We start from the raw sequence: 25,657 nt of genomic DNA, 5'->3' as shown, positions 1-25,657 counted from the left end.
ATGAAGAAGGAACGGGCGGACCAGCTGCTGGCCTCCCAGGGCCTTACCGAAAGCCGGGAAAAGGCCAAGCGGCTGATCATGGCCGGAAAGGTCCATTACATGGACCATGGACAGAAGACGCCGGTGACCAAGCCGGGCCAGCAGTTCGCGCCCGACACCGAGTTCGTGGTCCCGGACGACGACCGGTTCGTGTCGCGCGGGGCGTACAAGCTGCTCACGGCCATCGAGGAATTCTCCATCGGGTTCGAGGGAAAGGTCGCGCTCGACGCGGGCGCTTCCACCGGCGGGTTCACGGACTGCATGCTCCAGTACGGGGCGACGCGGGTCTACGCCGTGGATGTGGGCTACGGCCAGCTGCACGAAAAGCTCCGGCAGGACGACCGGGTGGTCAACCTGGAACGGACCAACGTGCGCCACGCCGAACCCGACCTGATCCCGGAGACCGTGGACGTCATCGTGGCCGACGTGTCCTTCATCTCCCTGACCAAGATACTGCCCGCCTGCCTGCAGTTCCTGCGGGCCGGGGGCGAGTTGGTGGTGCTCATCAAGCCGCAGTTCGAGGTCGGGCCGGGCCAGACCGACAAGGGCGTGGTCCGCGACGAGGGGCTGCGCAAGGAGGCCGTGGACACGGTCCTGCGCTTCTGCACCGACGAGTTGGGGCTCACCGTCCTGGGCGTGGTGCCGTCGAAGATCCTGGGGCCCAAGGGCAACCAGGAATACATGGCCTACATGCAAAAGCCTGAATAGCCGCCATGTTCCAGGGACTCGTCTTCGCGGTCATCTCGGCCGCCTGCTTCGGCTCCATGGCCATCCTGGTCAAGCTCGGCTACGCGGCGGGCATGTCCGGGCCGGTGATGATGCAGTTCCGATTCTCCTTCGGCACCCTGCTCCTGTTTTTCTACCTCTTGGCCAAGGACCGGACCCTGCTGCGCATCTCCCTGCGCGACCTGGCCAAGTGCGCTTTTCTGGGGATGGTGGCCTACTGGACGCAGACCACCTGCTTCGTGGCGGCGCTGGAGACCATCCCGGCCTCGACCACGGCCCTGGTCCTGTACGGCCACCCCATGGTCGTGACCCTGCTCTCCGGCCTGTTCCTCAAGATGCCCGTCAACCGGACCATGCTCCTGTCGCTGGGGCTGGTCATGACCGGCTGCTGCCTGGTGTTCTACGACGCCTTCCTGCGCGCGGTGGACCCGACCGGACTGGCTTACGCCCTGGGGGCCATGGCCACCTTTTCGGTATACCTGATCCTGATGCAGGTGCTGCTCAAGAATATCCGTCCCCTCAAGGCGACCTTCTACATCATGCTGGGTGCGGCGGTTTCCTTCACCCTGTCGGGCGACGTCACCGCCTGGATGCGGCTGGACGGCGGCCAGCAGACGGCCATCGCCCTGGCCCTGGGGCTGATCCCCGGCGTGATGGCGGTGGCCTTCCTGTACACGGCCATAGAGAAGATCGGCAGCGCCTACGCGTGCATCTTCTCCTCGGTCGAACCGATCATCACCCTTTCGGCGGCCGCCGCGTTTCTGGGGGAGCAGGTGGTCTGGCTGCAAATGGGCGGCGCGGGTTTGATCATCTTCGGCATCGTAGTGCCGAACCTCCGCCGCAGAAGGCCCCAGTTGGCCTAGCCGGACCGGTGGATCATTCCCGCCGGTCCATGTGCTTGCCGAGCACCTTGAGGTGGGCCTTCTCCTCGCGGGCCAGTATCTGGAGGACCTTTCGGGTCTCCTCCACCTTGGACCGCCGCACACAACGCAGGTAGTAGTCCAGGGCCTGGGCCTCGACCATGGAGGCGAGCTGGAGCACGCCCTGGTCGTCGTCGAAGGCCCCCGGAAACTGATCCAGAAATTCGCCGATGGGTACCCCGCCCTCGACCTCCTCGGCCAGGTTGCGCAGGGCGGTCTCCTCGAACTCGTCCCGGCTCATGGGCTCGTCGACCACACGGGTGTACAGCTCGTACAGGGTGTCCTTGTGCTTGTCCTCGAACCCGGCCAGCTCCATGAACAGCTGGATGCGCTCCATGGTCTCGGCCATGTCCGCGCGCTCCACGTAAAATATCTGGAGGGCGTCCTCCATGGCGTAGGCCTTGAGCAGCACCTCGGCCGGGCTTTCCGCCCCTGTGTAGGCGACCAGCCCCAGCTCCATGGGGCCGAAGGCGGAATGGCCTTCCCAGGCGGACATACCGCCCACGAGGTTGTTGATGTCCTCGAAGCCCTGCCCTTCCAACAACGCGGCGGCGGCCATGCTCCGCCCGCCGGAGGCGCAATAGACGAGCAACGTCCCCTCGGGGTCCAACTCCTGAATGCGGTCCGGGAGCTCCGGCAGGGGGATGTGCAGCGCTCCGGGGAGATGGTCCTCCTCGTATTCCCAGTCCTGGCGGACATCGAGAAGGGTGTAGGCATCGGGCTTGCCTGCTTCCATGAATCTGCGGGCCTGATCGGGCGTCATCTGCGATATGGTCGACATGATTCCCCTCCATGGGGCTGATTTGGTCCGATGAACAGAGAAAAGAGCCACATTGGTCGAAAAACTCTAGGGCAGGACGGCTCGGCCCGTCAATATGGACGGAAAGGGCTAGAGAAAAAGCATCAGGGCCACGACGGGGAGCAGGAACGAAGCGGCAATCCAGTCGCGCCCCGTCCAGACGAAGTCCGAAGCCCAGGCATCGGCGCCGTCCAGGCGGCGACAGGCCACGGCCAGGGTCTGGTTCCAGGTTTTTTGGCCGAGGTTGCGGATCACGGCCTGGGGCACGATGCGCATGCGGGCGAAGAACCCCGCCTCCGGACAGCGCCGGGCCGCCACCTCGCGGACCTGGGACATGGAGGCCAGGCAGGCGGGCAGAAAATGGACCATCAGCGAGAGGGACAGGGCCACGCGCCAGGCGCGCTCTCGCCCGAGGACCGGACGCAGCGCCCAGGCCACGGCCAGGCCGAGGGACCGGGCCGAGGTGGACAGGGCCAGGGTCAGGCCGAGCAGGAGCAGCGCGGTCAGCCGGACCGACAACTGGGCCGCATCCATGGCGATGTATTCCGAAGGGACGCCGCCCAGCGCGTCCAGCCCCCCCTTGACCGCAACCCAGAGCAGGACGAAGGACAGCAGGCTGCGGACCATCTTCCCCCCCACCGCTTGCCCGGCGGCCAGCGGCACGGCCAGGAAGAGCAGGAACAGGGCACAGGCCACCGCCATGAAGATGTGGACCTTCCACAGACAAGGGCCGATGACCAGGGCGGCCGCCAACTTGAGCCGAGGGTCCAGCCCCCGGACAAAGGCTGCAATCGGGGACATCAGGCGGGCTCCCCGTCCCAGGGGACGACGGTCCGGCAGGCGGTCCACGAACCGGGCGCGCGCACGCCGTGTTCCGCCACGCGGTCGAGCACGGTCTCGGCCGGGCCGTTCAGGGCCAGCACGCCGTTGTCGAGCACGGCCAGGCCGTCCACGAGGTCGATGAGGCTCTCCAGGTCGTGGCTGGCCACCACCTGGGTCAGCCCTGCGGCGCGGTTGTCGCGGATAAGGGCGCGCATCTCCTTCATGCCCGGATAATCGAGGCCGGAAAACGGCTCGTCCAGGAGCAGGACGCGCGGCTTGTCGAGCAGGGCCGCGGCCAGGCAGAGCTTGCGCTTGGTTCCCCAGGACAGGGTCTGCACCGGGTGGTCCCAGTACTTGAGCAGGTTCAGCCGCTCGGCCATGGCCCGGGCCTCCTCCACCACCTCCCCGGACCGCTTGCGGCCCAGGAGCAGGTCCTCCTCCACCGTGGCCCCCAGGATCTGGAGGTCGGCGTCCTGCATGACCAGACGGCAGACCGAGCGGATGGACCCCTCGTTGCCGGGACTGACCCGCCCCGCCACTTCCAGGGATCCCCTGGTGGGTGCGAACAACCCGGCCATGAGGGCGAGCAGCGTGGATTTGCCGCTGCCGTTGGCCCCGGCCAGCCCGAGCAGCCCGCCCTTGGGCAGGACCAGGGATATGTCGGAAAGGACTTCGTCGCCGGAAGGATAGGCGTAGGTCACGGTATTCAGATCGATCATGATTTCCTCTCGAACAACAGTTCAGCATCCTCGGGGAGACTGTCAACGGAAGAACAAAAAAAAGCCCCCGCCTGAGCGGGGGCCGTTTTCTCCATGGCCCTGCCGCTAGAAGCTGTAGCCGATGGAAGTGCCCAGACCCCAGGTGCGTCCGCCCTTGAAGTCCACGCTGTAGGAAGTGCCAGCTGCATCAGCCATGGTCATGCCGGTGCGGGCCTTGGTGATGATGTACATGCCAGCGAGGTCAAGCGTCCATTTGTCCCAGTTGTAGCCCGCACCCAGAGTGAACATCTGGCGGTCGTTGGCAGGCAGCATCGGGGAGGCGTAGTCCCCGCGGGTCGGGGTTTGGTCGTAGACGTAACCCGCGCGCAAGGCGAAGTAATCCGTGAACAGGTATTCAGCCCCCAACTGGAAGCGCCAGGTGGACTTGTAGTTGAAGTCCTCGCTCTTGTCGGGAAGGGTGAACCCGGAGAAGTCGAACTCGATGCGGTCGAACTGCTCCCACTGGGTGTAGACCACGTCGAACTCGATGGTCAGGTCCTCGATGGGCGTGAAGCCGAGGCCGAGGTTGTAGCTGGCCGGGAAGTCGGCGGTCATCTTGCAGTTGCCGTCGGCGTTCAGGCCGAACCCGTTGCCCGTGACTTGGGCACTGCCTTCACCCTCGAAATGGACGGGAGAACGGTAGGACACGCCCAGGGAAAGCATATCGTTGATGTCGTAGAGCAGACCGAGGTTGAAGGCCACGGAGGTGCCGCTCACGTCGGTCTTCAGGCCGCCGCTGCCGAATGCCGCGGGCAAGTCCTTGCGCACGATGAAGCTGCCCTTGATGATCTCGATGCCGCCGCCGATGGAGAGGTCGTCGTTGACCTTGTAGGCAGCGCTCGGGTTCAGGGAGAAAGTCTCGAGCAGGGCGTCCTTGAGCAGGGTCGAACCGGCCCAGTCGTTGTTGTAGTCGGTGCCCAGGCCGAAGCGGGTGAAGACGCCGACGCCCAAGGTCCAATCGTCGTTGAGCTGGTGGGTGACGTACCCGTGAGGAACCGGGAACACCTGGTTCTGGGTCTGGTTCTTGTTGCCGTTGATGTATACGTCGGAAGACGGCGAGATGGCCGTCACGCCCGCGTAGACGTTGGTTCCCTCGAGCCTGGTCATCTGGGCCGGGTTGTAGGCGACCACGGAGGCGTCATTGCCGGTGGCGTAGTTGGCCGTACCCATGCCCAGGGCACGGTTGCCCCACTCGTACAGGGCGAAGCCTCCGGCATGGACCATGGAAGTGGTCGCCAGCAGACAGACCAGGAAACTGAAAACAAAGAATGCGGATGCGCGTTTCATCCTTCCCCCTTAGGCAGTCGCCGCGCTTGCGGCGGTGTCTTGTCAATGTCTCCGCCACCCTCCCAGATGCTGCGGGCCATCCCGCCCGGAAACATTGATGTTATTTTTTGCACAAACTGCCCATCCATACACGAGCACCAAATAAATGTAAAACGGAAAAGCCTTTTCAAACAGCTGTTTAACAGTTTTTTCCCGAACCGGAAAAACCCGTTTCCGGGCGGCACAATTCTGGCAATCCTCAAGGGGTGACCGAAAACCGGGAAAGTATTTCCCAGACGGAACGGAGGTGCGCATGCGGGAACTGATTCCCACTTTGGATACCAAGGAGAAGAGCTTCCACGGTCTGTTGGCCGTGGGTGCGCTGGCGGGCGTCATCGAGGGGTCCATCCGCTACGGATTGACCTTGCACACCGCGTTTCCGGGCATGCTGCTGACCCTTCTGGGGGCCTTTTTCGGGGGGTTCACCGGCTTTTTCCTCAAGGACTGCCTGCGCACCTGGCGCGGCCTGAAGCCCTATCGAGGGATCAACAACGACGGCTGGGTGATGGGCGGCTTCCTGGGCGCGCTGGCCGGCACCCTGCTCCAGGTGGCGGCCAGCCCGGACGGAGCCAACCTGGTGATCGGCTCGATTCTGGGGGCTTATGCGGGCGCGGCCTGCGGCGCCATCCCCGACGAAGTGGTCACCCCCATCCTCCTCCGCATGCTGGAAAAAGCGCCCGGCAAGCCCTGACGTTGCGTTCGCGCCAGGGTCCCTTGCCGGACGCGCAGGCTCATTACTTCATTTCAACCCAAATGACAGCGCCCATTTCGAGTTCACGGCCCTCATAGGGCTTCTCGGCGGTGTTCAGACCGGCAAACCCCCACCATCCCTTCCAGGGACAAGCGAAGGTGAACACGCCCTGGCCGTCGCACAGCACTTCCTGGGTGACCATGCGGTCGTTGGGCGCCTGGCGCTTGCCGTCCTTGTTGTAGAACTCAACTTCCACGCGGGTGTAGGGAGCGGGCTTGCCGTTCACCAGGACCACGCCCTGGAAGACGTTACCCGCATAGTTCCCGAAGGGCCGAGTCAGGGGCACGATCTCGGTATCCAGGCCGACCGGCGTGTTCCATTCCTCACCCTCGCCATAGGCGTCCACCACGACCTTGGTGATGTGCCGGATGTAATTGTTCTCCGCGTCCTCCTTGTAGGGGACCGGGTCGAAGACGAAGGTCAGCAGACCGGGCCGCTTGGCGGTATACGCAGTCTTCCATGCCGGGAAGTCCATGACCTTGGTCTCCTTGAGGGTGGACAGCAGATCGACGCGGTCGCCGTTGTCCACGGTCATGAAAAAGGCGGCGGGCTTTTCCAGGACCATGCCCTGGCCCTCGAAGGGATGGGAGAAGGACAGGGTCAGCTCGACGGTCCGCTTCTCCTGGGTCAGCTCGTCGGTGTCCGGGATGAGCATGCCGAAATGGGCGAACGCATTGCCCGCGAAAAGAATTACGCACAGGGCCGCAAGGGCGGCAGTCAGCTTTTTCATCATACGCTCCTCATAAGCAGTGTGTAGAACAACTCAAGATTGTTGATCGATCGATGCATACTCGTATCAAATTCGTGCCACTCGTCAAGCAAAAAAAAGGATTCGGTCTTCAGCGCATCGCCGGAGGAATCATTTGTCGAGGGAGCGCCAGCGCTTGGCCAGGGCCACACCGGAGAGATTGTGCCACAGGCTGAAAAGCGCGCCCGGCAGAGCCGAAGCCGCGCCGAAATGCTTCACCGCCAGGGCCACGCCCAGGCCGGAGTTCTGCATGCCCACCTCGATGGCCAGGGTACGGGCATCGCGCCTTTGGCAGCGCGCCAGCCGGGCCAGCCCGTAGCCAAGGGCCAGGCCGAACCCGTTGTGCAGGATCACGGCCAGCAGGGCCAGGAAGGGCAATCCGAGGAGGGTGGCCTGGTTCAGGCCGATGATGCAGGCGATGAGCAAGGCAATGACGATGATCGACAGGGACGGGAACCAGCGCAGGAACGGCTCCAGCCGCCGCCGGAGCAGCCGCCGCAGTATCAGCCCGTCGATCAGGGGAAAGACCACGATCCAGAACACGGACTTGACCATGGACAGGAATTCGATCTCCACCTGGCGTTCCAGAAGGAAATAGATGATGGCCGGGGTCAGCACCGGGGCCAGGCAGGTGGAGGCCAGGGTCATGGTCACGGACAGGGGGACGTTGGCCTTGGCCAGGTAGGCGATGACGTTGGACGCCGTGCCGCCGGGACACGCCCCGACCACGATCATGCCGATGGCGATGTCCGCAGGCAGCCCCAATACAGAGGAAATGGCCACGGCCAACCCGGGCATGATGGCGTATTGCAGGACCATGCCCAGCCCGACCACGGGCCACTTGCGCAGGATCTGGGCGAAGTCGCCGAACTCCAGGGTCAGCCCCATGCCGAACATGATGACGCCCAGCCCCAGGGGGATGTGCGGCTTCACCCAGGTGAAGGAAGGCGGATAGGCCAGCGCGACCGCGCACAGGGCCACGGCGATGGGGATGAAGTTTTTTTCGATGAGACGGGGTACGGCTTCGAAAATCATGCCCGTGGGGTGGCCCAAAAGCGCGTTTTTGTCAATGCGGGGACAAAAATCAGCCGTCCAATGCCCCGCCGCAGCTCGATCCCGCCCCTGCCGTGCAGCCGAGACAATGCGGCCCGGTGACGATGACCCGCTCCACCATGGCCGTAAGGTCGAATTCGTCCAGGGAGGACGGCGCACCGTCGGCCAGGGGCAGCCCGAGGGCCTGATTGAAATCGCAGTCGTAGAGCCGCCCGTCCCAGCCCACATTCACCTGATGGCGGCACATGAGCCCGGAAACCGTGGCGGGATTGAAGGAGCTGTCGAGCAGATGCATGTACTCGGCGTCGCCGCCCTCGGACTTGAGGGTCTTCATGAACCGGCCGATGGGCAGGTTGGTGATGGTCAGCAGCCGGTCGAAGACCACGCCGTGGCGGGACGCCATCTCGCGCTTGTAGTCCTGCTCCAGGCACGCCTGGCCCGGAGGGAGCGCCGGGCCGCCGGGGTTGAAGACCAGATCGAGGGTCAAACCCTCTCCCCTGCCGTAGCCCAGCCCGTTCAGCCGCTTGAGCATGCGGATGGAGCTCGCGTAGCAGTGCTCGCCGCGCATGCGGTCCACGTTCTCCTCCAGGTAGCACGGCATGGAGGCGACCAGTCCCACGCCCTTCTCGGCGAAAAATTCCGGATAGTCGCCGCACCCCGGCTCCTCCATGGCGGACAGGTTGGTGCGCACCTGGACCGTATGGCCCGCGTCCGCCAGTGCGGCAACGAAACCGCGCAGGTTCGGGTTCAGTTCGGGCGCGCCGCCGGTGATGTCCACCAGCTTCGGGCGGATGGCGTCGGCCAGGCCCGCAATGCGGTGCATGGTCTCGGCGGACATCACCTCGTCCCGCGCCGGGGAACACTCCAGATGGCAGTGAATGCATGCCTGGTTGCATCTGAGGCCGACGTTGACCTGCAATATATCCAGATCGGCGGCGTGCAGCGGCCCGCCGACCTTGGCGTCAAAGCTGTTCATATAGAGTCCACCTTTTGTTGTTATTATTTAAATATATGCATAAACCCGCAGGATTGGCAACACCCTGCGGCGGGGAGGCCCGACGCCGGAACATCGGCCGGGAACGCAAAGGAAGAGTTGACGAACCGGCGGGAACGCTGTAGGAAAACCCTTCCCGATCAGAGGGAAGCCGGACGGCGGTCGCGCCGAGAACCCCGTCAGATCCGAGAGGAAGCAGCGGTATTGGTTGCTCCCGGGTGTCCGGTTTCCACTCAAAGGCGCGTTCAGCGATGAACGCGCCTTTTTCATTTGGGAAGGGAAAACTATTCGTTGCCGAGCCTGGCCGAGATTTCCTCGAGCAGGGCCAGGGCCTTCTTGAAGTCGTACTCCACGATGTGCTTGAGCATCTGCGCCACATCCACATGGTAGTCGCGGGGCCAGACCAATTCGCGCACGCCCTTGCTTTTCTCGCGGCACTCCACGGGCGCGCCCTGAGCCAGCGGCCGCTTGAGCTTTTCCAGGCTGTCCAGCAGGGTCTCGACGGAAGCGGGCTTGCCCTCGGTGGGCAACCCGGAGTCCTCGCCGCCCTCGGCCTTGAGCACGCTGATGCTTTCCACCACCTGGTCCAGCTTGGCGGTGAACAGGGCCAGAGAGTCGACCACGTCCTCGTGCTCGTCGTCCAGCCCCTTCTCCAACTCCGAGGCGGCTTCGAAGAGCTCCATGGCCCCCAGCATCCCCGAGGTCCCCTTGACCGAGTGGGCCAGGGCCACGGCGTCCTGCCGCCGGTTCTCCTTGAGGGCCGTGGCGATCTGCTCGGCGGCGTCGGCATACTTCTCATCCAGCAGGAGCAGCAGCGTGCGGTAGAGCTTCTCGTTGCCCCTGGCCCGCTTCAGCCCGAGCTCCACGTCGATGCCCGCCATCACCAGGGGGACGGTCAGGCTCTTGGCGGGCTGCGATTCAACCGTGCTCTGTTCCGGCTGCCCGGCTCCCTCTTCCTCCCCCTTGGGGCTGAGCCACTTGAGAAGCACGGCAAACAGATCGTCCGGCTCGAACGGCTTGGCGATGTGGTCGTTCATGCCGACATCTCGGCTCTTCTCGATATCCGCGACCATGGCGTGGGCGGTCATGGCGATGATCGGCAGGTCCTTGAACCGCTCCTGACCGCGGATGCGCCTGGTGGCCTCGTGACCGTCCATGACCGGCATCTGGATGTCCATGAGCACCAGATCCACCTCATGCTTATCCAAAAATTCCAAGGCGTTCTCGCCATTAAAGGCCTCGTAAACCTCCACGCCGACCGAGCCCAGTATCTCCAAAGCCACCTGGCGGTTGATCTCGTTGTCCTCCACCAGCAGGATACGCGCCCCGGCCAGCCCGGCCAGAGGTTGCTCCTGCGCGGACGGCATCCGCAGGGTGACCATGCCCTTGCCAAGGGTCTCCACCACCAGGTTGAAAAGGAAGGATTGGTTCACGGGCTTGAAGAGCAGACCCTTGAAGCCCAGCTCGTTGGTCTTCTTGACCAGGGTGGCGTTGCCGTAGGCCGAGACCATGAACATGGGCGGCTTGACCTGAATATCGTCGTCGCGGAGCACCGCCTCGGCGGTTTCGAGACCGTCCAGGCCGGGCATGCGCCAGTCCACCACGAACAGCTTGAAGGCGTCGTCGCCCTGGCTGGCCCGGAGCTTGTCCAGAGCCTCCCTACCGGATTTGGCCAGCTCCACGGTCAACCCCATGTGCTCCAGCATGCCCTTGAGGATGATCCGCGAGGTGGGGTTGTCGTCCACCACCAGCGCCCTGGTGCCCTGCAGTTCCTGCGGCAGCACCACTTCCTCGTCCCGCTCGTCGAACAGGGGGAAGGTGATCTCGAACCAGAACAGGCTGCCCTTGCCCACCTCGCTCTCGGCGCCGATGGCCCCGTCCATGAGGCTGACCAGCTGGCTGCACAGGCTCAGTCCGAGGCCGGTGCCGCCGTACTTGCGGGTCGTGGAGGCGTCGGCCTGGGTGAAGGGCTGGAAGAGCTCCTCGATCTTGTCCGGCTTGATGCCGATGCCGTCGTCCTTGACCGTGAAGCGCAGCCGGGCCGCGTCGTGGCCCTGCTCCACTGCGGAGATGGACACGACCACGGCCCCTTCCTCGGTGAACTTGACGGCGTTGTTGCACAGATTGATGAGAATCTGGGCCAAACGCATGGGGTCGCCCTGTATGGCGGTCGGCACGTCCGGGGCCACGTCGATGAGAAATTCCAGCCGCTTCTCGTTGGCCCGGGGCGAGACGATGGTGGTCAGTTGCTCCAGGACCTGGTCCAGCCGGAATCCCACGGCCTCCACCGAGAGCATGCCCGCCTCGATCTTGGACAGGTCGAGGACGTCGTTGATGATGCCGAGCAGGGACTTGGCCGAGATGTCGATCTTGTTCAGGTAGTCGCGCTGGGTGGCGGTCAGCTCGGTCATCTTGATCAGATGCGTCATGCCGATGATCGCGTTCATGGGCGTTCGGATCTCGTGACTCATGTTGGCCAGGAATTCGCTCTTGGCCTGGGTGGCCTTTTCCGCAGCCTCCTTGGCCTTGATGATCTCCTTCTCGGTCTGCTTGCGGATGTGGATCTCCGAGGTCAGCAGCCGGTTGGTCTGGTTCAGCTCCTCGGTGCGGGCGATGACGCGCTGCTCCATCTCGTCGTAGGCCATTTTCAGCTCGGCCTGGGCGATGCGCAGGGCCGTGATGTCCGTGATCATGGCGAAGACGCCGGAAAATTCGTTCTTGTCGTTGAACTGGGGCGTGGCCGAGACCAGGGTCCAGATGTCGCTGCCGTCCTTGCGCACGAACCGCCGCTCGTATTGCGAGGCCAGGCCGGAGCGCCGCTTCTCCACCTCAAGGGCGTGCTCTTCCAGATCGTCCTTGTCGATGATGTCCGTCACCTCCATGCCGACCAGCTCCTCCTCGGCATAGCCCAGCATCCGGGCAAAGACCTGGTTGACCATGGCGATCCGCAAGGACTCGTTGATCATGACGATGCCTTCGATGCTGGTCTCGAACAACCGGCGGTACTTCTCCTCGCTGACCCTGAGCTCGGTCTCGCGCAAGCGGACCTGCTCGGCCATCTCGTTGAACTTGGAAAGGATGCGCTGGATCTCCTGAAAGCTCTCCTCCTCGAAGGTCTCGGAATACTTGCCCTCGGACAGGGCCTCGGTCCTTCGGATGAGCTGCCCCAGCGGCTTTCGCAGATTGCGGTTGAGGAGAATCCGGGTCGAGAGGCCGAGGACGATGACCACCGAGAGCAGGGACAACAGGCTGATCCAGGTGGTCTCGTAGACCTTTTCCTGGAATATCACTGGCGTCAGGCCCAGCTCGACCACACCGACCTCGATGTTGTCGTAGCTGACCTTCTTTTCCTTGAGGATGGTCTGGCCCTTGGTGATCTCGCCGTAGCGATATATCTCGTTGCCGCGGTGGTCCCTGACCTGGATGTAGACCACGATGTCGATGTTGGCGAAGGTCTCGCAGAGGCTGACGACGGATTCCTCCTCCATGTGCCAGAGGTAGGATTCAAGGCTGTTGGAGAGATGGGTAAGGGCCTCGTCCGCGCGCTGCTCGAACTGCGCCTCCGACTTCTGGAAGAGGACCACGAAGATGACCGAGGAAATGGCAATGGACGAAAGGAAAACGACGACCACGAGGCTCGCCGTCAGGTGCTGGACCAGGGATCGTCTCCCTCTCTGTTTCTTGCTCAATGCCATTTTGGGGACCTTTTGCAACGATGGAACCTCAACGCGGCTCTTCATGCAATTATAATCATCTACGCGATATATATGGAAACGGCGGAAAAGGAAACACTCAAAGGGGTAAATTCGAGGCTCCGGCCCGCACGCGGCGGACCGGAGCCTCGATTCCCTCGTGGCGGGACTTCGCCCCGTCTCCGACGGCGCGGCATGGAAACGATTACCAGGAACTTCCCAGCCATTTGTCCAGGACGGGCTGCAACAGCCCCGACTGTTCCAGCTCGCGCAGGGCGTTCTCCATCCTGTCGCGCAGCTCCGCGTTGCCCTTGGCCACGGCGAACCCCACCGGAGAGCCGGGATCGCCCACGTCGATGACCCGCACGGCCATGCCGTAACGCCTGGCCAGGGAAAGCCCCACGGCCCTGGGCGCGATGACCGCGATCACGTTCCCCTGGAGCAGCATGCGCATGGACTCGTCCTTGGTGCGGGTCTTGACGATCCGCACGGTCCGCAGCAACCCCTCCTCCTGAAGACGCCGTTCCACAAAGGAATGGCGGTCGCCCGCCACGGCCTTCAGATGGAGGTCCTTCAGCCCGTTGATGGACCGGTCCTCCGCGCGGACGAAGAGGACCACCCGGCGGCTGTAATAGGGGGTGGTAAAGTCGAAGAAAACCCTGCGCTCGTCGTTGATCTCCATGCCGGCCACACAGTCCAGCCGATCCAGACGCAGGCTCGCGACCACGTTGTCCCAGATTCCCGGCTCAAAGGCGGGCTTCGCCCCCATGCGCTCGAAGACCATTCGCGCGACCTCGACGTCGAGCCCGTCCGGCTCACCGCCTTCATCGAGATATTGGTACGGAGGATAGCCCAAGGCCATGCCGCAGTGGTAGACCTCGTCCAGGGCTGCCGCCGGCCGGGCAAGACAACTTATCATCAGGCAACAGAGAAGCGCCCGGAAACATGCAATGGGAATACTCCGCATCCCAAAAACTCCAATGGATTCCCGAGCCGTCTCCACAAGACGGCCCTCCGCCGAGAACAAGCGTAGCACAGCGTCCCCCGACGGACCAGCCCTTTCCCTCGACGCGAGTCCAGGGACCGCCCCGCGCGGCCGCCCCCGGCAACGGTCCGTGCGACGGCGGGAAGGCTCGCCCATGGCGTCAAAAACGCAACCCCCACCACGGCCCTCGCACCGGGAAGGCAGAGCCGACGGGCATTGGTATCGATCTTGCTTTAATCTCACGCAAAAAACCGAGCGCTCCGACATACGGGAAGGAGATAACATGAAAGCAGTAATTCTTGCGGGTGGCTACGGCACCAGGCTGAGCGAGGAGACACACCTGATCCCCAAGCCCATGGTCGAGATCGGCGGGAAGCCGATCATCTGGCACATCATGAAGATCTATTCCTTTTTCGGCATCAATGAATTCGTCATCCTGCTCGGTTACAAGGGCAACATCATAAAGGACTATTTCACCCATTATTTCATCTATCAGAACGACGTCACCTTCGACATAGCCAACAACGAGTACATCGTTCACAACAAGGTGGCCGAGCCTTGGAAGGTCACGATGGTCGACACCGGGGACGGCACCATGACCGGAGGACGGCTCCTGCGGGCCAAGCGGTACCTGGAAGGTGAGCGGTTCATGCTCACCTACGGAGACGGCGTGGGGGATGTCGACATGAACAAGCTGCTCGCCTTCCACGAGGAAAAGGGAGGCGTGGCCACCTTGACATCCGTTCTGCCGGAGGGAAGATTCGGTAGCGTGGTGGCCGACTCCGACGGTTCGGTGCAGACATTTTTCGAAAAGCCCAAGGGCGACAAGCAGTGGATCAACGCGGGGTTCTTCGTCTTCGAGCCCGAGATCTTCGACTATATCAAGGACGGGGACGACACCATTCTCGAACGCAGGCCGCTAGAGGATCTCTCGCGGGACCACATGCTGTACACCTACAAGCATGACGGCTTTTGGAAGGCCATGGACACGCTTCGGGACAAGGTCAAACTGGAAGAACTGTGGCAAGGTGAAGCGCCGTGGAAACTCTGGACATAGGACGCCTTTTCGGGGGGATATACAAGGGGAAGCCCGTGCTGGTCACGGGCCACACCGGGTTCAAGGGGTCCTGGCTGAGCCTGTGGCTGGAGCGGATGGGGGCAAAGGTCTTCGGCTACAGCCAGAGCCCGTTGACCTCGCCGAGCCATTACGAACTGCTGAACCTGGGCCATCCGGAAGTCATCGGCGACGTCTGCGACTACCCAACGCTGCTCGATGTCTTCCGGGAATTTCAGCCGGAAATCGTTTTTCACCTGGCCGCGCAGCCTCTGGTGCGCGCATCCTATGCGGACCCGCTGCTGACCCTGAACTCCAACGTCATGGGCACGGCAAACATCCTGGAAGCCGTTCGGCAGACCCCTTCCGTTTCCGCCGCAGTGATCATCACCTCGGACAAGTGCTATGAGAACGTTGAATGGGACTGGGGGTATCGCGAGGCCGACCGCCTTGGCGGACATGACCCCTACAGCGTCTCCAAGGCCTGCGCCGAGCTGGTCGCCACCGCCTATCGCCGGTCCTTTTTCTCGAAGGAAGGAAGCCCGCTGATCGCCTCCTGCCGCGCGGGCAACGTCGTCGGCGGAGGCGACTGGTCCGAGGACAGGCTGATTCCCGACATCGTCCGGGCCATCACCGGTAAGACCGAAATGACCATCCGCAACCCCGGATCGACACGCCCCTGGCAGCACGTCCTGGAATGTTTGAGCGGCTATCTCCTGCTGGGGCAAAGGCTGCTCGAAGGCCGAAAGCAGTTTGTCGGGGCCTGGAACTTCGGCCCGCAGCTGAACGGCAACCTGACCGTCGAGGAGGTGGTCCGCGCCGTCAAGGACATCTGGCCCGACTTCACCTTCACATGCAACCAACCCGGGGGCAACGAGCCGCACGAGGCCAAGCTGCTCTATCTCGACAGCACCCGTGCGCGGCGAAGCCTCAACTGGAGACCGGTCTGGAGCGATGTGTCGCCGGCCCTGGAAAAGACGATCCAATGGTACAAGGACTATTACACCACCGGAGATATTGTTTCCAAGGCCCAGCTCCTTCAATACGCCGAAGCGGCCGTGGCCCAAGGGATGGGGTGGACCGAACATGCTTGAACTCAGACAGTTGGAGCTGCCTGGCTGCCTTGAACTACAGCCCGTGGTCAGGCCGGACGCGCGCGGTCTCTTCGTGAAGACGTACAGCGAGGAGCTGTTCGAGAAGCACGGCCTCTGCTGCGACTTTGCCGAGGACTACTACTCGATCTCGAACAGGAACGTCCTGCGCGGCATGCATTTCCAGACGCCCCCGACGGATCATTTCAAACTCGTCTACTGCTCAAGGGGGGAGGCGCTCGACGTCATCCTCGACCTGAGACAATCCTCGCCGACATTCGGCCGGTACGCAGAGCTGCGCCTGTCGGGCGACCGGGCGAACATGGTCTATCTCCCGCCGGGCATTGCGCACGGCTTTCTGTCCCTGGCCGACAACACCACGATGCACTACAAGGTTTCCACCGGTTATTCCCCGGCCCACGACAGCGGCATCCTGTGGAACTCCTTCGGCAAGGACTGGGGCGTCGCCGATCCGATCATCTCGGAACGGGATCGGTCGTTCCCGCCCCTCAGTCAATTCGACACATGCTTCAAGTAAGAGAGTTGAATATGTCGACCACCTCGGATTTGCACGCAGAGATAATGGCTCTTGTGAACAGATACTACGAAGAAGCCTTTGCGCGACCCGCCGACTTCGTCCCGCAACAGACGCAGGTCAACTATGCGGGAAGGGTATTCGACGCAAAGGAACTCACCAACCTGGTCGATTCCGCGCTCTGTTTCTGGCTTACGGCGGGCAAATACACGGCCGAGTTCGAGGCCGCTTTTGCCGAGTACCTGGGCGTCAAAAAGGCTTTGCTGGTCAATTCCGGGTCTTCCGCCAATCTCCTGGCGTTCATGACCCTGACCTCGCCCCTGCTGCGGGAGCGGATGATCCGCCCCGGAGACGAGGTCATCACCGTGGCGGCCTGCTTCCCGACCACGGTGGCTCCGATCATCCAATATGGGGCCATCCCGGTATTCGTCGATATCGACAGGGAGACGCTCAACGTAGACACGTCCAGACTCGAAGCGGCGCTGAGCCCCAGGACCAAGTGCGTATTTCTTGCCCACACCCTCGGGAACCCCTTCAATATCGCTTACGTCAGGGATTTTTGCACCAGGCACAACCTCTGGTTGATTGAAGACAATTGCGACGCCCTGGGTTCTCTCTACCAGGGCCGGAAAACCGGAACCTTCGGCGATATCGGAACGAGCAGCTTTTATCCAGCCCATCATATCACCACGGGCGAGGGCGGCGCGGTGTATACCAGCGACAAGCTGTTGCACAGGATCATGCTCTCCCTGAGGGACTGGGGCCGCGACTGCTGGTGCGCACCGGGCGCCGACAACACCTGCAAGCACAGATTTTCCAAACAATTCGGCCAGCTGCCCGAGGGGTACGACCACAAGTACGTGTACAGCCACTTCGGCTACAACCTGAAGGCCACGGACATGCAGGCCGCCGTAGGGTGCGCCCAGCTGGCCAAACTGCCGGAATTCGTGGCCGCCCGCCGCTCCAATTTCGACTACCTGGCGGGCGCACTCGAAGAGGTTCGGGATCATGTTCACTTCATCAAGCCGGAACCCGGCTCCGAGCCGTCCTGGTTCGGTTTCGGATTGAGCGTCAAGGATGATTCCCCCTTCACCCGCAACGACCTGGCGGAGTTCCTGGAAAGCAGGAAGATACAAACCCGCAATCTGTTCTCCGGCAACATCCTGAAACACCCCTGTGTTGATCATTTGACGGAAGGCAAGGAATACCGCGTTGTCGGCGGGCTCCCCAACACCGATTTCGTCATGAACAACACGCTCTGGATCGGAGTCTATCCGGGCATGGACGCCCCCCGCCTCGACTACATGGCCCAACAGATCAAAGCGTTCATCAAACGATTCGGACGGGAGGCGTGATGCGCATACTGATCACCGGCGCGACCGGATTCATAGGCAATCACGTCGTCACCGAGCTCGTGAAATCCCATGGTTCGGGAAACGAGATCGTCGCGACGTCCACAAGCCTCGAAAAGGCCAGAAAGACCTCATGGTATTCCGATGTGGAATACATGGCGCACGACATCTACGACCGGACGGTCGACCCCTACGAGCTTTTCAACAAACCGGACGTGCTGATCCACCTGGCGTGGAGCGGCTTCCCCAACTACACGCAGGCGTCCCATTTCGAGCATGTGCTCTTCGAGGAATACAGATTCCACAAACACATGATCGCCTCGGGGCTCAAGAGGCTCGTCTACGCAGGCGGGACCTATGCGGAATACGGTAACCACGACGGCTGCATGAAGGAGGAAGCCTTGTCGGACCCCACCACTCCGTACAGCATCGCCAAGGACACGCTCAGAAAGATGCTCGCCCTGCTCGCACAGGACGCCACGGGCTTTTCCCTTTGCTGGTGCAGGCTGTTCAACGTGTATGGCGAAGGGCAGAACAAGGGTACGTTCCTGGCGCAGCTGATTTCCGCCATCAAGAACAACGAGAAGTCGTTCAACATGTCGGCGGGGGAGCAGCTGCGGGACTTCATCCCCGTGGTCGTCGCCGCAGACCGGATCGCCAAATTGGCGGCGGCAGCCGAAGCCGAGGGCATTTACAACATATGCTCCGGGACCCCCACTTCCCTTCGCACCCTGGCAGAGACGACAATCGAACGGATGAACGCCTCGATTCACCTCAATCTGGGCCACTATCCGTACAACACCCATGAACCGATGGCCATTTGGGGCGATGGGACCAAATATGCCGACCTCCAGTTATAGCGGCGGCATCGACCGGGATATTGCCGTCATCGGGGCCGGGCCTGCGGGGTTGGCCTGCGCCTACACCTTGCAAGAGCAGGGCGTCGTTCCCGTTGTCCTTGAAAAGGACGCCACTTACGCGGGGCTGTGCGGCAGCTTCGAACGCGACGGCTATACCTTCGACAAATTCATCCACGCGGCATTCAGCAAGGAGACCTGGGTCAATCGGATTTTTGCCGAGGCCACGGACTTTGAGACCCACAACAATTTCGCCATAACCAATTATTGGAGCCGACACTGGGTCACGCATCCGATAATAACCAACCTCGCTCCCCTGCCCTTTTCCGTCAAATCCAGGTGCATCCTGGATTTCATCAAGCGCGGAAGACGCCCCCGGTCCGATGATCACAACTATGAGCAATGGCTGCGCGCTCAATACGGCGATTATTACGTCGACAATTTCCCGCTCAAATACACTCGCAAGTACTGGACCGTGGAAGCGGCGGAACTCGAAGACAAATGGGTCGGATCGCGCCTCTACAATCCGAGCCTGAAGGAAGTGATGGTCGGGGCCCTGTCGCGAAATCCCCCGCAAAAGCACTACTTCAACGAAGTCCGTTACCCGGTCCGGGGGGGATTCCAGTCCTTCTTCAGCCATCTGGCCCAAAGCGTGGACATACTCTATGACCACACTATCGTCCGTTTGGACGCCCGCTCCCGCAAAATCACCTTCGACACCGGCGAAACCGCGCAGTACGAAACCATCTTTTCCTCCATGCCCCTTCCCGAGCTGTGCAAGGCAACCCCGGACCTGCCGCGGGAAATCACTTCCGCCTGCGATCGATTGTCGGCCACCAGCGGGGTCATCGTTTCCCTCGGGCTGAAAAGCAGTCCCCGGTTTTCCGGTCTGTACTTTTATATCTATGATGAGGACATCCTGCCGGCCCGGGTCTATTCCCCCAGCCGCCTGAGCTCCTCCACGACGCCGGACAAACGCCATTCCCTGCAGGCGGAAATTTACTTTTCGCCGAAAAAGTTGCGCCGTGATTCCTTCGAGGCACTCCTTGAGCACACCATCGCCAAACTGGATGCCATGGACGTCATCGACAAGCGGGACGTGGACTTCACCGATGTCCGCCCCATCCCCTACGCCAACGTCATCTTCACTCCCGAAATATACGAGGCGCGAGAGGCCGTGATCGGCTTTTACAGGAAAAACAACATCATCCCCATGGGCCGCTTCGGTGAATGGGATTACTTCTGGAGCGACCAAAGCCTGTTAAGCGGCAGGAACAACGCCCTGTCCTGGCTTAGAAGCCGGGAAGCCGTGCAGGGCGGGAAGGGATGATGAGCATGCCCGAAACGAACCAGCCCCGGCTGAACAAAACCAAGGACGCGCCGGAAACGATCGAGCTGGCCGCTCTTGGCAATGCCCTCGTGGAAGAAGGGAAGCTCGACGAGGCGGAAAGGATATTCCGGCAAGGCGCCCTCCGTTTCCCGGACCAGGTCGTTTTCTATGAGCGGATGGCCCGCATTGCGACCCGCAAGGATCAGCACGAAAAAGCCTCCAGGATATGCAAGCACATCGTGGACAGGTTCCCCAACTTGAGCGACGGCTACGCCTGGTATGCGGACGCCCTGCTGCAGGAGGGGAAATTCGAGGATGCGGAAAAGCACCTGTTGTTTTTCCAAGGCACATTTCCGGACCTGCCCGAAAGCTATGAACGATTGGCGCGCATCTATTGCGAGCAGGGAAACTTTGCGCGCGCCCTGGGCTATTGCAAGGTCCTTCACCGCAAATCGCCCCACTACGCGAGCTGCCCATCGAGCGACGCGAACATGTTTCTGGAACCCCTGTTCAAGGCGAACTTTCAAAAGGCGTTGAACCATGGGCTCACGGTGTCCGCATTCGATGCGCAGAAACACATAAACGACCGGCTGACGGACTTGCTGGTGCTCACCCTGTTCATCGACCAACAGGAAGAGACGCTCAAGAGCCTCGGCAAGGAGTCGGCGCTGATCCCGAGAAATGCTCCGGTTCCCTCCATCGATCACGCCATTCCGAGGGCCGTCTCCATCGACATCGTCCCCACGGTCAACCTGTGCCTGACCAAGATTCTTCACTACTACATCAAGGCGTCCTTCAGCTCGTCGCAGCAGAATTCCTACGTGTTCGAAGATGCGCCCGAGGTCCCTCTGGCCAAACCCCTGATCGGCGTGGTGCCGGACGAACCCAAAACCTTCGAGGCGAAAATCGTTTGCAGCCACAAGGATCACATGGCGCTTTACGACAGGAGCGGCCGCATCATCCCCCAGTCGGTCTTCTTCGGGTTTCGATTCAACGATACGCTTGCGCATTTCCCCATCCCATTGCCCTTCTTCAAGCCCCCTCGCGGAAAAGGCGAGATGGAGCTGGAACAGGAATCGGTCCTCTTCATGTGGGGTTGGGGCGGCCACTATGGCCATTGGATGGAGCAGGGACTGAGCGTCGCCTGGTATCTCTGCAACCGGCCTTGGGACGGAAAATTCATGTTTCCCAAGGCCCTGACCCACGAATGGCAATTCGACACCCTGGAATTATTGAATATTCATCGCGACAGGATCATCCATCCGGACCGGCCCAGGATGTTGCGGCACGTCGTCATCCCCGAACCCAGCAACGTGCTCTACGCCTATGCCAGGGAATGTCACCGGGAGATTTACCGCTTCATGGCCCGAAACGCCCTGCGCGCCCCGGTGGCGAGCCTCTCGCAGGAGGCGCAGCGGGCCCTGCAATTCGACAAGATCTATTTTTCACGCTCCGACCGGTCCCAGGCCGACGCCAACGGACCGGCGGCCAAAATCAAGATGCGGTCGACCGTCGGAGAGCACGAACTGGAGCGAATCCTCCAAGACAACGGCTTCTACGTCTTTCATCCGCACAATTTCACCGAGACGGAAAAAATCCACATCATCAACCGCGCCCGGGTCATGGTCTTCAACGAAGCGAGCTCCCGCTACGCCCTGGCCTACTGCCTGAACAAACCCAGTGTCCTGGTCACGGGGCACACCTTCTCCGACATCAACCTGCAGGATCAACTGGCGGACTACCCGGTCAAATTCTACAGATACCCCATATTCAGCACCGACAACGCGGACCATCGCGGGCTCTGCGTGGTGAACATCCCGGCTTTCCTGGAGATGTTGAAAAGCGAAGGCCTGCTGGACTGACCCCGCGCGGTGCCTGCAACCCCCCAAAGCATTACGGGCGGATACAATGAAAAAGGGCTTACGAGATTTTCTCGTAAGCCCCTTGATATTCGTGGCGGAGAGGAGAGGATTTTAGAAATCACTCACACAAGCCCTAGAATCATTGACTTTTTATATCTGCTTCCGATGCCTTGGTGTAGCAGTTTGGGGAGCAGTTGGCAAGAGGATGGTGGCTCCTTTCTCAGCACAAAGCCCACGTTACTTTTTCACAAAAAAATTCACATGGAGATGTTGACAACTTTTTCGGCTGATTTATTAATAGTCGCAGAAGCCTCTTTAACCCTTTAACCAAACAATATATCAGGAGGTATTGTCATGCTTAGCAAGTATTCACCTGCTAAAAATCTGACCGGATTTGTTAATCATGGGCCTTTTGATATCGCCAGCTTCTTTGAGGAGTTCTGGCGTGACTCACTCGACGGAATGAACACCCGTCGTCATGAAGGCCTCTTTCCCGCAGTGGAAATCTCGGAAAACGATGACCACGTGATGTTGACTGCCGAGCTTCCTGGCGTTGATCCGTCCGATGTTGAGATCACCCTGGAAAACGGTCTGTTGACCATCAAGGGCGAGAAAAAATTCGAAGGTGATGCGAAAGAAAACAGGTACCACCGCTCCGAACGAAGCTACGGTTCGTTTACCCGAGCATTCCGACTGCCTCCGAGCGTGGCTGAAGGAGATGTGTCAGCGTCCTTCGACAAAGGCGTGTTGACGATCTCGCTGCCCAAGCCGGAAAAGTTCAAGGCAAGGAAAATTGAAATCAATACGACTCCGGCAATTGAGGCAAAAGAATCCAAAAAACAATAGCTCTTCGCCTTACACAACTTCAAGAATGGCGGTATGGGTTTCCCTGCCGCCTTTCTTTATGCTCAGAGTATATGCACAAGGAGGTAAGAGAAGAGTCTTATAGCCACGCCCCTTGCCTGTGTTGTTCAGAATTCGTTGATTGCCAGAGTTACCGACCCGCCGCCAAATCGTGAATTTCTTGAGTCGAAAAATGGGTAAGCAATCTTGCAATCGTTGAATCAAAGGTTCTTTCGAAGGCCTTGTCGTTCGCGTAGCTCTTGTATAAATCAAGCTCCCGTTTTCTTTCAGAATTGACGGCAAGCTTGATGAGTTTCTTTAGAGCCAACTCGCTGTTTTGCTGGTCCGGGTTATTGGCAACTTGCTCAGCATATTTCGGATTGTTTACAACGTGTTGAGCGATGTTAATCAGCTTGATTTTCTGCTCTTCTGGAGTTGCGTCCCAACCATCGAAATGGCGTTCATTGAACACCTTGATGATTTCATCGAGAGGGTCTTCTTCCGGTTCCCCATGAACCCCTCTGACGTTCGGGTTCTGGGGAGGAAGCTCTGACTCCTCTGAGTCCAGCTCGATCTTTGCGCCGAGCTTGTTTCGCTGTAAGCCATAGGTCGAGAGGTCGATACTGTTCAAGAGGTCGTCGATTTGATCGTCTTCAGGGTTCTTGACCTTGAGCTTGGGAATCAAGAATTTTAGGAACCAGTGCAGCATCTCCCATTCCATGTTTTCGAAAGGAATGATGCTGGCAACCTGGGAGTAGATTTTTACGAACTGCTTTGCCTTGATCTTGAAGTCGATCTTTTCATCGTCATCAAGGTCTTCTTCAAATCGTTCAACCACCGTATCCAGAATTGGTGAAAGCTGATCGGCTTCTGCCTCTTCAAAAAAGAGCTTGTTGAATGCTTCAACTTCATCCCATTCGTACACTCCGGTAAAGTCGAGCTGTTCCTTGATGTCATGCAGGACATTCACGTCTGTTGGCTCAGACAGGGATGTTGCCGTATAGAACGGGTCAAAGGCGTTCTTGATCTCTTCCACGGAGTTGAAGAAGTCGAGGACAAACGTATCCTTCTTGCCCATCTTGTCGTTGCAGCGATTCAAGCGGGACAAGGTCTGGACAGCCATAACCCCTTGAAGCCGCTTGTCCACGTACATGGTGTGCAGGAGCGGTTCATCAAATCCAGTTTGGAACTTGTTGGCGACAACCAAAATTTTATAGTCGTCCAGCTTGAACTTCTCGGCGATTTCGCCACCAGGGAACCCGTTCAGCGAGTCCTCAGTGTGCTTCACTCCATCCACTGTTTTGTCGCCAGAAAACGCCACCAGCGCGCCGAAGGGCATATTCCGTTCATTCAGCTCTTTTCGAATGGCAAAGAAATAACGAATCGCGCTGTTGATGGATTGCGTCACCACCATCGCTTTGGCTTTGCCTTTGAGTTTTTTCTTTTGCCATACGCTGCTGATGAAATGGTCCACCATGACTTTGGCTTTGGCTTCGATGGTATCAGGATGCGACTCCACAAACGCCTTGAGCTTTCGTTGTGCCTTAGATTTGTCGAAGATCGGATTATCTTCGATGGATTTATGGATTTTGTAGTAGCTCTTGTAGGTCGTGTAGTTGGCAAGAATATCCAGGATGAACCCTTCTTCAATGGCCTGCCTCATGGAGTAGAGATGGAAAGGATTGAATTTCCCGTCTCGGTCCTGGGTTCCGAATTTTTCCAAGGTGGCAGGCTTAGGTGTCGCCGTGAATGCGAAGTAAGAGGCATTGGCATTCATACGACGACCTTTCATGGCGGCAAGAATCTTGTCCTGCCAATCCATTTCCTCTTCCTCTTCTCGTTCTCCGAGGCTGGTGTTCATCTGGTCTGCCGCTCGGCCGCTCTGGGAAGAATGCGCTTCGTCGATGAGTACCGCAAAATTTCTTTCGGAAAGGTCTTCAATGCCTTCCACGATGAAGGGGAATTTCTGAACCGTGGTGATGATGAGCTTTTTGCCTTTTTCGAGATTCTCTCTGAGTTCTCGTGAACTGAAGGCAGGAGCGACAATATTTTTGACTTCGGCAAACTGCTTGATGTTGTCGCGTATTTGCTTGTCCAGCACCTTGCGGTCCGTGACCACGATCACGGAATCGAAAATGTTCGTCGCCCCGGCCTGATTGTAAAGTTCAATGAGCTGATACGCCAGCCAGGTTATGGAGTTTGATTTTCCTGATCCTGCCGAGTGCTGGATGAGGTAGCTGTTTCCCACCCCGTTTGCCTTTGCATGCGCCAGGATTTTTCGAACCACATCGAGCTGATGGTAGCGTGGGAAATAGAGCTTCCGAGTCTTTTTCTTCGTCTTCGGGTCTTTCTCAACCACCTCTTTGCTGAAATGCTCGATGATGTTGGTCAGGCTCAGGCGGGTCAGCACCTCTTCCCACAGATACGCGGTCTTGTGCCCGAGCATATTTGGCGGGTTGCCCTTGCCGAATTTGTACCCCTTGTTGAAGGGCAGGAAGAAGGTCTTTGCTCCATCAATCTTGGTGGCCATGAACACGAGGTCCGGGTCCACGGCAAAATGAACGAGACACCTCCTGAACTGAAAAAGCGTTTCTCTGGGGTCACGGTCATTGCAATACTGCTTCCTGGCGTGATTGACGTTCTGTCCGGTCCAGGGATTTTTCAACTCAAAGGTTGCTATGGGTAGACCATTTATGGAGAGCACCATGTCCACGGACTTGTGCGGCTCGCCGACAGAGTAGTGAACCTGTCGGGTGATGGTGAAGATATTTGATTTGAAAAGCTGAATAACCTCTGGGTTCAAGTCATTGTACGGAGCCCGGTAGAGGAGCGTCAGGTGGGCATTGTCAATGGACAGCCCTTTCTTGAGTACGGACAGAATTCCGTCCGATTTGATTTTGCGGTCCAGCCGTTCAAGAACCATGCGCCGCCAATTATGTTGCGAGGAGAGCTTGTCCAATTCCTTTGGTTGAGTCGCCTCCAGGAATCGCCAAAACACTTCGGTATCAATCGCAAAGTGCGAATCGAAATTGGCAGGATTCCCAGCTTCATATCCATCAGCAAGGAATGCGTTTTCAATATGGCTCTCAAGAGCCGCTTCATTGGTTTGGCTGGGCATGG

Annotated in this window: 21 protein-coding genes and 1 other RNA gene; 12 read left to right on the top strand and 10 right to left on the bottom strand. The window is 59.9% G+C overall.

Annotation, left to right across the window (positions count from 1 at the left end):
• Entirely contained in the window at positions 1-747 is a 747-nt protein-coding gene (locus AWY79_RS09670; RefSeq protein WP_066802935.1) for a TlyA family RNA methyltransferase, read from the top strand.
• 5 nt (positions 748-752) lie between these two features.
• The gene (locus tag AWY79_RS09665; protein WP_066802932.1) at positions 753-1,628 is read left to right on the top strand and encodes a DMT family transporter; all 876 of its coding nucleotides are present in this window, start codon (positions 753-755) and stop codon (positions 1,626-1,628) included.
• A gap of 13 nt (positions 1,629-1,641) precedes the next feature.
• On the opposite strand, the gene AWY79_RS09660 is transcribed toward AWY79_RS09665, so the two are convergent.
• The 4 genes from AWY79_RS09660 to AWY79_RS09645 form a co-directional block, all read right to left on the bottom strand.
• The gene (locus tag AWY79_RS09660) at positions 1,642-2,466 is read right to left on the bottom strand and encodes a rhodanese-like domain-containing protein (protein WP_066802928.1); all 825 of its coding nucleotides are present in this window, start codon (positions 2,464-2,466) and stop codon (positions 1,642-1,644) included.
• 108 nt (positions 2,467-2,574) lie between these two features.
• A complete protein-coding gene (locus tag AWY79_RS09655) occupies positions 2,575-3,285 on the bottom strand; it encodes a cobalt transporter (RefSeq protein ID WP_066802920.1) in 711 nt (236 codons plus the stop codon).
• Positions 3,285-4,025: an energy-coupling factor ABC transporter ATP-binding protein gene (locus AWY79_RS09650; RefSeq protein ID WP_066802916.1), complete on the bottom strand. Its 741-nt coding sequence runs from the start codon at positions 4,023-4,025 to the stop codon at positions 3,285-3,287. Before AWY79_RS09650 ends, AWY79_RS09655 begins: the two co-directional genes overlap by 1 nt.
• 105 nt (positions 4,026-4,130) lie before the next feature.
• Positions 4,131-5,351: an OmpP1/FadL family transporter gene (locus AWY79_RS09645; RefSeq protein ID WP_066802914.1), complete on the bottom strand. Its 1,221-nt coding sequence runs from the start codon at positions 5,349-5,351 to the stop codon at positions 4,131-4,133.
• A gap of 292 nt (positions 5,352-5,643) precedes the next feature.
• Between AWY79_RS09645 and AWY79_RS09640 the strand changes: the two genes are divergently transcribed.
• Positions 5,644-6,081 carry a hypothetical protein gene (locus AWY79_RS09640; RefSeq protein ID WP_066802910.1) on the top strand — a complete coding sequence of 146 codons (438 nt, stop codon included), beginning with the start codon at positions 5,644-5,646 and terminating at the stop codon, positions 6,079-6,081.
• 43 nt (positions 6,082-6,124) lie between these two features.
• On the opposite strand, the gene AWY79_RS09635 is transcribed toward AWY79_RS09640, so the two are convergent.
• The 3 genes from AWY79_RS09635 to arsS all read right to left on the bottom strand — a co-directional run bounded on the left by AWY79_RS09635 (position 6,125) and on the right by arsS (position 8,918).
• A complete protein-coding gene (locus AWY79_RS09635) occupies positions 6,125-6,871 on the bottom strand; it encodes a DUF4198 domain-containing protein (protein ID WP_066802904.1) in 747 nt (248 codons plus the stop codon).
• 129 nt (positions 6,872-7,000) lie between these two features.
• A complete protein-coding gene (locus tag AWY79_RS09630) occupies positions 7,001-7,924 on the bottom strand; it encodes a bile acid:sodium symporter family protein (protein ID WP_066802903.1) in 924 nt (307 codons plus the stop codon).
• Positions 7,925-7,973: 49 nt separating this feature from the next.
• Positions 7,974-8,918, bottom strand: a complete 945-nt coding sequence (arsS, locus tag AWY79_RS09625; protein WP_066802902.1) for an arsenosugar biosynthesis radical SAM (seleno)protein ArsS — start codon at positions 8,916-8,918, stop codon at positions 7,974-7,976.
• Positions 8,919-9,079: 161 nt separating this feature from the next.
• On the opposite strand from arsS, the gene ffs reads away from it, so the two are divergent.
• Positions 9,080-9,173, top strand: an RNA gene (ffs, locus tag AWY79_RS09620) — signal recognition particle sRNA small type.
• Between the two features lie 47 nt (positions 9,174-9,220).
• Here the strand turns inward: ffs and AWY79_RS09615 are convergent.
• Both AWY79_RS09615 and AWY79_RS18360 read right to left on the bottom strand, forming a co-directional pair.
• Entirely contained in the window at positions 9,221-12,631 is a 3,411-nt protein-coding gene (locus AWY79_RS09615) for a hybrid sensor histidine kinase/response regulator (protein ID WP_158509889.1), read from the bottom strand.
• A gap of 202 nt (positions 12,632-12,833) precedes the next feature.
• A complete protein-coding gene (locus tag AWY79_RS18360; protein ID WP_158509888.1) occupies positions 12,834-13,547 on the bottom strand; it encodes a transporter substrate-binding domain-containing protein in 714 nt (237 codons plus the stop codon).
• A gap of 349 nt (positions 13,548-13,896) precedes the next feature.
• Between AWY79_RS18360 and rfbF the strand changes: the two genes are divergently transcribed.
• The 8 genes from rfbF (at position 13,897) to AWY79_RS09570 (ending at position 22,540) form a co-directional block, all read left to right on the top strand.
• Positions 13,897-14,670 (top strand): glucose-1-phosphate cytidylyltransferase, encoded by a 774-nt coding sequence (gene rfbF, locus AWY79_RS09605; RefSeq protein WP_066802897.1) that lies wholly within the window; start codon positions 13,897-13,899, stop codon positions 14,668-14,670.
• Complete coding sequence (rfbG, locus tag AWY79_RS09600; protein WP_066802896.1) at positions 14,652-15,761, top strand: CDP-glucose 4,6-dehydratase; 1,110 nt, start codon at positions 14,652-14,654, stop codon at positions 15,759-15,761. The genes rfbF and rfbG overlap by 19 nt, the downstream gene beginning before the upstream one ends.
• Positions 15,754-16,296 (top strand): dTDP-4-dehydrorhamnose 3,5-epimerase family protein, encoded by a 543-nt coding sequence (locus AWY79_RS09595; protein WP_066802895.1) that lies wholly within the window; start codon positions 15,754-15,756, stop codon positions 16,294-16,296. Before rfbG ends, AWY79_RS09595 begins: the two co-directional genes overlap by 8 nt.
• On the top strand, positions 16,284-17,648 hold the full coding sequence (rfbH, locus tag AWY79_RS09590; RefSeq protein ID WP_335343119.1) for a lipopolysaccharide biosynthesis protein RfbH: 1,365 nt from the start codon (positions 16,284-16,286) through the stop codon (positions 17,646-17,648). The genes AWY79_RS09595 and rfbH overlap by 13 nt, the downstream gene beginning before the upstream one ends.
• Positions 17,648-18,505: an NAD-dependent epimerase/dehydratase family protein gene (locus tag AWY79_RS09585; protein ID WP_066802889.1), complete on the top strand. Its 858-nt coding sequence runs from the start codon at positions 17,648-17,650 to the stop codon at positions 18,503-18,505. The genes rfbH and AWY79_RS09585 overlap by 1 nt, the downstream gene beginning before the upstream one ends.
• Complete coding sequence (locus tag AWY79_RS09580; protein ID WP_066802887.1) at positions 18,486-19,832, top strand: protoporphyrinogen/coproporphyrinogen oxidase; 1,347 nt, start codon at positions 18,486-18,488, stop codon at positions 19,830-19,832. The genes AWY79_RS09585 and AWY79_RS09580 overlap by 20 nt, the downstream gene beginning before the upstream one ends.
• 5 nt (positions 19,833-19,837) lie before the next feature.
• Positions 19,838-21,694 carry a tetratricopeptide repeat protein gene (locus AWY79_RS09575; protein ID WP_158509887.1) on the top strand — a complete coding sequence of 619 codons (1,857 nt, stop codon included), beginning with the start codon at positions 19,838-19,840 and terminating at the stop codon, positions 21,692-21,694.
• A 354-nt stretch (positions 21,695-22,048) separates the two neighbouring features.
• Positions 22,049-22,540 (top strand): Hsp20/alpha crystallin family protein, encoded by a 492-nt coding sequence (locus AWY79_RS09570; protein ID WP_066802885.1) that lies wholly within the window; start codon positions 22,049-22,051, stop codon positions 22,538-22,540.
• A gap of 148 nt (positions 22,541-22,688) precedes the next feature.
• On the opposite strand, the gene AWY79_RS09565 is transcribed toward AWY79_RS09570, so the two are convergent.
• Positions 22,689-25,655, bottom strand: a complete 2,967-nt coding sequence (locus AWY79_RS09565) for a type I restriction endonuclease subunit R (RefSeq protein WP_066802884.1) — start codon at positions 25,653-25,655, stop codon at positions 22,689-22,691.
• Between the last annotated feature and the right edge of the window lie 2 nt (positions 25,656-25,657).

This window comes from Pseudodesulfovibrio indicus (genome assembly GCF_001563225.1).
Taxonomy (GTDB): Bacteria; Desulfobacterota; Desulfovibrionia; order Desulfovibrionales; family Desulfovibrionaceae; genus Pseudodesulfovibrio; species Pseudodesulfovibrio indicus.
Note: the sequence above shows the minus strand (reverse complement) of the source record. Positions and strands in the feature narration are given on the sequence as shown.

Coding starts and splice junctions, on each gene's coding strand:
- AWY79_RS09595 (WP_066802895.1), top strand. CDS start 15,754: ATGCTTGAACTCAGACAGTTGGAGCTGCCTGGCTGCCTTGAACTACAG.
- AWY79_RS09635 (WP_066802904.1), bottom strand. CDS start 6,871: ATGAAAAAGCTGACTGCCGCCCTTGCGGCCCTGTGCGTAATTCTTTTC.
- AWY79_RS09665 (WP_066802932.1), top strand. CDS start 753: ATGTTCCAGGGACTCGTCTTCGCGGTCATCTCGGCCGCCTGCTTCGGC.
- AWY79_RS09650 (WP_066802916.1), bottom strand. CDS start 4,025: ATGATCGATCTGAATACCGTGACCTACGCCTATCCTTCCGGCGACGAA.
- AWY79_RS09630 (WP_066802903.1), bottom strand. CDS start 7,924: ATGATTTTCGAAGCCGTACCCCGTCTCATCGAAAAAAACTTCATCCCC.
- AWY79_RS09660 (WP_066802928.1), bottom strand. CDS start 2,466: ATGTCGACCATATCGCAGATGACGCCCGATCAGGCCCGCAGATTCATG.
- AWY79_RS18360 (WP_158509888.1), bottom strand. CDS start 13,547: ATGATAAGTTGTCTTGCCCGGCCGGCGGCAGCCCTGGACGAGGTCTAC.
- AWY79_RS09585 (WP_066802889.1), top strand. CDS start 17,648: ATGCGCATACTGATCACCGGCGCGACCGGATTCATAGGCAATCACGTC.
- rfbH (WP_335343119.1), top strand. CDS start 16,284: ATGCTTCAAGTAAGAGAGTTGAATATGTCGACCACCTCGGATTTGCAC.
- AWY79_RS09640 (WP_066802910.1), top strand. CDS start 5,644: ATGCGGGAACTGATTCCCACTTTGGATACCAAGGAGAAGAGCTTCCAC.
- AWY79_RS09615 (WP_158509889.1), bottom strand. CDS start 12,631: ATGGCATTGAGCAAGAAACAGAGAGGGAGACGATCCCTGGTCCAGCAC.
- AWY79_RS09655 (WP_066802920.1), bottom strand. CDS start 3,285: ATGTCCCCGATTGCAGCCTTTGTCCGGGGGCTGGACCCTCGGCTCAAG.
- AWY79_RS09670 (WP_066802935.1), top strand. CDS start 1: ATGAAGAAGGAACGGGCGGACCAGCTGCTGGCCTCCCAGGGCCTTACC.
- AWY79_RS09565 (WP_066802884.1), bottom strand. CDS start 25,655: ATGCCCAGCCAAACCAATGAAGCGGCTCTTGAGAGCCATATTGAAAAC.
- rfbF (WP_066802897.1), top strand. CDS start 13,897: ATGAAAGCAGTAATTCTTGCGGGTGGCTACGGCACCAGGCTGAGCGAG.
- AWY79_RS09580 (WP_066802887.1), top strand. CDS start 18,486: ATGCCGACCTCCAGTTATAGCGGCGGCATCGACCGGGATATTGCCGTC.
- arsS (WP_066802902.1), bottom strand. CDS start 8,918: ATGAACAGCTTTGACGCCAAGGTCGGCGGGCCGCTGCACGCCGCCGAT.
- AWY79_RS09645 (WP_066802914.1), bottom strand. CDS start 5,351: ATGAAACGCGCATCCGCATTCTTTGTTTTCAGTTTCCTGGTCTGTCTG.
- AWY79_RS09570 (WP_066802885.1), top strand. CDS start 22,049: ATGCTTAGCAAGTATTCACCTGCTAAAAATCTGACCGGATTTGTTAAT.
- AWY79_RS09575 (WP_158509887.1), top strand. CDS start 19,838: ATGCCCGAAACGAACCAGCCCCGGCTGAACAAAACCAAGGACGCGCCG.